Annotated in this window: 7 protein-coding genes and 1 pseudogene; 3 read left to right on the forward strand and 5 right to left on the reverse strand. The window is 41.9% G+C overall.

Translation table 11 applies throughout. The features are described from left to right. Window positions 1-79: 79 nt before the first annotated feature. Window positions 80-1,309, forward strand: coding sequence for an MFS transporter (locus FTU05_RS10860; RefSeq protein ID WP_180039433.1), 1,230 nt, complete (start codon window positions 80-82; stop codon window positions 1,307-1,309). Window positions 1,310-1,412: 103 nt separating this feature from the next. Here the strand turns inward: FTU05_RS10860 and FTU05_RS10865 are convergent, their stop codons facing one another. The 4 genes from FTU05_RS10865 to FTU05_RS10880 all read right to left on the reverse strand — a co-directional run bounded on the left by FTU05_RS10865 (window position 1,413) and on the right by FTU05_RS10880 (window position 4,637). Then, window positions 1,413-1,712, reverse strand: coding sequence for a DUF3817 domain-containing protein (locus tag FTU05_RS10865; protein ID WP_180039435.1), 300 nt, complete (start codon window positions 1,710-1,712; stop codon window positions 1,413-1,415). Between the two features lie 343 nt (window positions 1,713-2,055). Further along, window positions 2,056-2,604 carry a superoxide dismutase family protein gene (sodC, locus tag FTU05_RS10870; protein WP_180003399.1) on the reverse strand — a complete coding sequence of 183 codons (549 nt, stop codon included), beginning with the start codon at window positions 2,602-2,604 and terminating at the stop codon, window positions 2,056-2,058. A gap of 116 nt (window positions 2,605-2,720) precedes the next feature. After that, complete coding sequence (locus FTU05_RS10875; RefSeq protein WP_180026123.1) at window positions 2,721-3,842, reverse strand: AI-2E family transporter; 1,122 nt, start codon at window positions 3,840-3,842, stop codon at window positions 2,721-2,723. A 150-nt stretch (window positions 3,843-3,992) separates the two neighbouring features. Next, complete coding sequence (locus FTU05_RS10880; protein ID WP_180039437.1) at window positions 3,993-4,637, reverse strand: ParA family protein; 645 nt, start codon at window positions 4,635-4,637, stop codon at window positions 3,993-3,995. Between the two features lie 132 nt (window positions 4,638-4,769). Between FTU05_RS10880 and FTU05_RS10885 the strand changes: the two genes are divergently transcribed. Then, complete coding sequence (locus FTU05_RS10885; protein ID WP_078192492.1) at window positions 4,770-5,240, forward strand: Holliday junction resolvase-like protein; 471 nt, start codon at window positions 4,770-4,772, stop codon at window positions 5,238-5,240. A 55-nt stretch (window positions 5,241-5,295) separates the two neighbouring features. Further along, window positions 5,296-5,904, forward strand: a complete 609-nt coding sequence (locus FTU05_RS10890; protein ID WP_180165295.1) for a hypothetical protein — start codon at window positions 5,296-5,298, stop codon at window positions 5,902-5,904. A gap of 6 nt (window positions 5,905-5,910) precedes the next feature. Here FTU05_RS10890 and FTU05_RS10895 read toward each other — a convergent pair. Then, window positions 5,911-6,000: pseudogene (locus tag FTU05_RS10895) on the reverse strand (IS5/IS1182 family transposase); the annotation flags it as partial.

Here is a 6,000-nt window from a genome sequence, read left to right on the forward strand (position 1 = left end):
TGTTTGTCATTGAGCTGACGCGTCTTTCCACGAATATAGACTATGCCTGATTCCGACACATTTTTATATGTAGATAACAATGCAAAACGTACATACTGCAAAGTTAAGCCGTGCCACGTTGATGTTTCCTTTGGCATTGGTGTTATTTGAATTTTCAGTCTATATCGGTAACGATTTAGTCCAGCCAGCTATGCTTGCCATTACCCAAGAATTTGGGGTGAGTAGTGCGTGGGCACCTTCTTCCATGTCGTTTTATTTACTTGGTGGCGCGTGTGTCGCGGCTATTTTAGGGCCTTTGTCTGACCGCCTCGGCCGTAAAGTCGTACTGCTCGGTGGTGTGGCTTTTTTCACACTGTGTTGTTTGGCGATTTTACTGACCGACACTATTGAAAGCTTTTTAACCCTGCGCTTTTTACAAGGCTTTGGATTATCCGTAATTTCTGCTGTGGGCTATGCCGCCATTCAGGAAACTTTTGAAGAGCGTGACGCCATTAAAGTCATGGCATTGATGGCCAATATTTCCTTACTTGCACCCTTGATGGGGCCAGTACTTGGTGCCTTTATGATTGATCATGTGTCATGGCATTGGGGTTTTATTGGCATTGCTTTTCTGTCCTTTCTGAGTGGGTTTGGTTTAAAAGCCAAAATGCCGACGCAGCAGATCAGTATTCCGAAACAGCCGATTGGTTATATTTTTGATGACTTTAAACAGGTATTGAAAAATAAACGCTTTTTGGCCCTGACTTTTGGACTGCCGATGGTGGCAATGCCATTGATGCTCTGGATTGCACTGTCACCAGTGATCTTGGTGGAGGAATTAGGGCTCAGTAGCATGCAATATGGTTTGGCACAATTCCCCGTATTGGGCGGTTTGATTATTGGGAACTTGGTGTTGATTAAAATTATCGACAAATTGCCTTTAGGTCAATCGGTCATGATTGGTTTACCGTTGATGCTGTTGGGAACAGGCTTGGTAGTGCTTGGCATGTTCACACCGACTTATTTTTTAACGTTACTGATTATAGGAATGACTTTGGTCAGTTTTGGTGAAGGCATTAGTTTCTCCGTATTATACCGTTTTGCCTTGATGTCATCTGAGGTATCGAAGGGCACTGTGGCAGCAGCCGTTTCAGTTTTAATGATGATTTCATTCTTCGCGGTGATCGAGTTGGTGCGGGTGCTGTATGAAGGCTTTGGCTTATGGGCGTATAGCTTGACCGGCGTTGGCTTAATTTTACTGTGGTTTAGTTTCCCACGGTTTTTTGTTAAAAAGATTATGCAGCAGCGTAAAGCTAGGGGTGAGTTTTAAAAGTAGGCTAAACGGTAGTTCGCTATTATCTACCCATAAATCAGCGATAAAAAAAGCCCGACAATGTGTTTGATCAAGTGGTTGGGCTTTTTAAATTGTACGATTAATTTTGTGTAGTAAGTTGTTCAGACTGCTTTAATTTACGATCAAAAATAAAAGGACCAAAAGGCAAAATAGAAGCAATCAGGCCCATTAAAAACACACTAAGGGACCATTTTTGTTTTTCACAGACCACAAACAGCACCGCCAAGAATGCAATAAAGAGCACACCATGACCCATGCCGACGTATTTCACCAAAATTGGATTGTCCATCAGGTATTTCATGGGCATAGCAATAAACAATAATAATAGAAATGAAATGCCTTCTAATAGGCCCACAATACGTAAGGTCTTGATATTCATGTACAGTTTACATTCAAAGTCATTTAAGCCTTGAGTGTACCTGAAATAATGGGCCAAACCTAATATTTATTAAACAGATAAAATCCTTAAGTTGATGTATTTTAATAAATTAATTCTGAGTGATGGGCTTGGTTTAATTCAATATATGCTAAAGCCATTATTGAGTTTCGGCTTTTCATAATTAGCGTTTGAGCAATATCTATTTCGGTAGTGTGTTTTTGTGGACAATGACATGCTGAGGATATTTTGGAAAGTAGACTGAATTTTTTCAATAAACTGCTTATTTTAGGTAAGAGAAAAGCGGACTTAAAGTCCGCTTGTTCAAATCTATATGCAAAGTTGATTATTGAATCACACCACAGGCAATACGGTCACCGCCACCGCCTAGAGGTTTAGGGTCGTCAGAGTAATTATCACCACCGGCATGGACCATGATGGCTAAGCCTTGTACATCCGCCAATTTCAAGCGTGGTGCAATTAAATTCACTTTTGCTGTGCCATCCGTTTGAACTTGAAGGATCGGTAAGTCACCCATGTGACCGGTTAACGGTGTACCGTGGTGAGGTGCAGCTTTAGGGTTAAAGTGACCACCCGCAGCGAGTGCAGCACCCACTTTTCCATCTTTTTCAGCTGGGGCACAAGAACCTTTTTCATGAATATGGAAACCGTGTGGACCCGGAGGAAGCTGGGTTAAATTGGTATGAATAACCAAGCCAGCAGGGCTATCAACCAAGTTAATTTGACCGATGCTTTGACCAATACCTTGAGCAGTCACGGCATTGACCGTCACGGTTTTTGCATTCAGACCTGTTGAAGTCGAGGTACTCGCACAGCCTGTAAACATCAGGGCACTGACCGCAGCAAGCGCACCGAATTTAAATAGTGAAGACATGTTTGGCATCCTGTCTGTTTTTATGGAGTCTCAACCATTGAAACAGATGCGAATACAGGATGACAGATAATTTAAGTATTTGATTGTAATATTTGTTTAATGAATTCAAGCCTGAATTAAGGTTGTTCAGGCTTATCATCTATATTGTCTAAGTTATGTGCCAACGTTGCTTTGGGCATCATGACGGCTTCAATTTGGGTTTCATGCAACCATTCACGCCAAATGGCTAACAATACAGCCAAGATCACTGGCCCGATAAATAAACCAACAAGACCGAAACTGGCGATCCCACCCAAAACACCAAACATGATTAATAAGAATGGAATCTGCGTTGCCCCTGAAATCACTAAAGGACGAATCACGTTATCGGCTGTACTCACCACACAAACACCCCAAGCCATGACGCCAATGGCTTCAATGGTTTGACCTTGTGAAAATAACCACAACGATACAGCGGTATATGAAATCGGTGGGCCAAAAGGAATCAGTGCCAACATGAAGGTAATGATGGTTAATAACATTGGGTTAGGCACATCGGCGACAAAATAGCTAACACCGGCAAGTAAAGCTTGGGCAATGGCGGTAAGACCGATGCCATACACTACGGCACGTGTAGTATCCGAAATAGTGGCAAGATAATGATGAATACGTGGCCCGATCACCATTTCGAGGGCTTTACTGACCTGACTTAAAATGGTTTGACCATCACGATAGAAGAAAAATAAAGACATCACGGCAAAACACAGCTTAAAGATATTTTTACTGACTTCGCCGACCAGAACTTTACCGTAGTTCAAATGCCCCTGAATCCAAATTTGTACCGATTGAATAATACTGTTCGGGTCATTGTTCAGTTCATGCAGGGTACGACTGACTTCTTTACCAATAAACGGCAGTTGGCGAATAAAATCAGGCACATTGACATGACCAGAGAAAACTTGCTTTTGTAATTCAAAATACAAGTTACGGCCTTCATGTTGTAACAAGAAGATTGCAAAAATCACCGGCAGACCCACCACGAGTACCACCAGTAAGATCATCAGCGCCGCACTTAGATTTGCACGATTGCCACAAAAACGATGTACTGATTGATACAGCGGCCATGTCATATAAGCAATAATCGCAGCCCAAACGACGGGCACAATAAAGTATTTGAGTACGCTAAAGCTCAAAAAAATCAGGATAAAAAATAATCCGAACAATAAGACTTTTTGTAATGTAGGTGCGAACGTTGGCAATGCGTGCTCTGATTTTTTCATCATGTTGTGTTCAATCTTAACCGAAAAAAAAGCTCCCGAAAACGAGAGCTTGTTAACTTATGGTGAATATCTTTCAGGCTAGATCCTTGCAAGATTGGCCTTTATATCAGCGAAATGTGGAATGATGGGTTAAAACCACTCGGCTTCGTCTTCAATAATGGCATTGAGCACAGGTTGCCATTGTTGTTGCATACCGAGGTACAATTTTTGCGTTTTGTCAAAAACTGAAAGACCTTGCATGGCAAGTTGACCATAAGCGGTACGTTCAGAAATCCAAGCAACGGGCTGTTGTTCAACTTTATTGAAAAAATCTTGAATTTCTTTGGAATGAGCAGAATTGTGTTTTACACGATTGGCAAGCAATAAGATTTGGACTTTACCTTTACGAATCCGTTTAATTTCTTGCAAATGCTTTAAAAAACGACGGGTCGAGTCGATGTCAAAGAAAGATGGTTGTAGCGGGGTAATGATGGCATGGGCTTCACTGACCAACTGATCTGCATGTTCACCCGATAACGCACCCGGTGCATCGATAATTAGATATTCAATCCCTTTTGGTACATCACCAATCGACTTTTCATGACGCCAATCTAGGCTCTGAATTGGGGCGGCAGTCTCTGGGCGCTGTTTGAGCCATTGACGTGCAGACTTTTGATTGTCAGCATCTGCCAAGGCCACTTTATAACCTTTTTGCGCAAGTGCAGAGGCTAAACTGATTGCTGTGATGGTTTTGCCACAACCACCTTTTTGATTGGCAATTAATATCGTTTTCATCGACCTAAATAGATTTTATTCTGCTCATCCCTAGCATATCATTGTTTAATGCGGGGAATATGACAAAGAACCAAAGTCTAAGTTTTTTCTATACGTTTCGCTGTAATATATTAAAAAGATTAGGAATTTTAAATGTCTGTCTGGATGGCCATGCTCATTGGCGCGTGTATTGGGATTGTACTGACCACCTTAATATTAAGTGGCAGTCGCAATGGAAGGATTAAGGCAGAATACGAGCAATATATTGCAGAACTAGAATTGGAACATCAGCAGGCATTGGCCCATGCACAAAAACGCAGTGTAAATACCAGTCGTGCTGTTTTAAAAGGCAAAATGGCTGAACAAATGGCGCCGATCATGCCTGAATTTCAGTATTTACCTAGCGATGCAAAGTTTCTCGGTGACCCGATCGATTATGTGGTTTTTGATGGTTACACTGATTTTCGTGATGGTGATGGACTCGCTGAAGACATTGAAGTGGTGCTGATTGATATTAAAAGTGGTGGGGCACGTTTGACCAAAGGGCAACAAGCGATTGCTCAAGCCATTGCTGAAGGGCGAGTGCGTTTTGAAACCATCCGAATTGATTTTGAGCATATTTAAGCTCGCTTGATTCAGGCTCAGAACCGTCGAAAAGTAATAAGGACAGAATATCCACATGGAAAAACTCTTAGCGACTGCAGCCGTTTTTGCGCTCATGCTGTGGATATGGTCTGAATATTTTCGTGCCATTCCACATTTAGAGCAAACTGGTGTGCTGAAAAATTTTCAGGTCACACCGACTCAGGCATTTTCCGGTGAATATTTGCTGTTGGATAAACGCTACTACAGTGCGAGTAGTCGTACTTTACATCCGGCAGCACCGACCGTGGTGGGTGGCTTTCAAGACTTGGCCTATGTCAGCAATATTGATCTGCTACTGAGTTCAGGCGCAAATGATTTCCAGTCTTTAAAATATCATCTTGAATGGTCGCAGCAGAACCGCTGTTTTAGCGTACAAGCGAAAAATGTACCCTCGACACAAGTTGAACAGCTCAAGTCTGAATTGCAAAATGTCAGTGTGATTGCTCAATCCGAAGACGTTACAAATCGTATTCGCCGTTTAAAATCAGGGGATCGTGTGGAGATTTTGGGTGCATGGGTGGATGTGCATTCCATCAAAACAGGGAAGTCGTATCACACCTATAATGTGTTGAATAAAAAGCCCTGTCATATCCTAAAAATTAATGCCATTCGATTAGGGTGTGTTGACATTTACAGCCGATAAATTGAGCTAAAGAGGCAACCATATAAATATACAAGCTAAAGCAACAGCGCTTTGATAGTTACGTTTTAGCTTATCGTATCTTGTGGCAATTCCTCT

This window comes from Acinetobacter sp. YH12049 (assembly GCF_013419875.1).
Classification (GTDB): Bacteria; Pseudomonadota; Gammaproteobacteria; order Pseudomonadales; family Moraxellaceae; genus Acinetobacter; species Acinetobacter amyesii.

Bases quoted from the DNA above. Each gene is read 5' to 3' on its own strand.
- FTU05_RS10880 (WP_180039437.1), bottom strand. From the start codon at position 4,637: ATGAAAACGATATTAATTGCCAATCAAAAAGGTGGTTGTGGCAAAACC.
- FTU05_RS10865 (WP_180039435.1), bottom strand. From the start codon at position 1,712: ATGAATATCAAGACCTTACGTATTGTGGGCCTATTAGAAGGCATTTCA.
- FTU05_RS10885 (WP_078192492.1), top strand. From the start codon at position 4,770: ATGTCTGTCTGGATGGCCATGCTCATTGGCGCGTGTATTGGGATTGTA.
- sodC (WP_180003399.1), bottom strand. From the start codon at position 2,604: ATGTCTTCACTATTTAAATTCGGTGCGCTTGCTGCGGTCAGTGCCCTG.
- FTU05_RS10890 (WP_180165295.1), top strand. From the start codon at position 5,296: ATGGAAAAACTCTTAGCGACTGCAGCCGTTTTTGCGCTCATGCTGTGG.
- FTU05_RS10860 (WP_180039433.1), top strand. From the start codon at position 80: ATGCAAAACGTACATACTGCAAAGTTAAGCCGTGCCACGTTGATGTTT.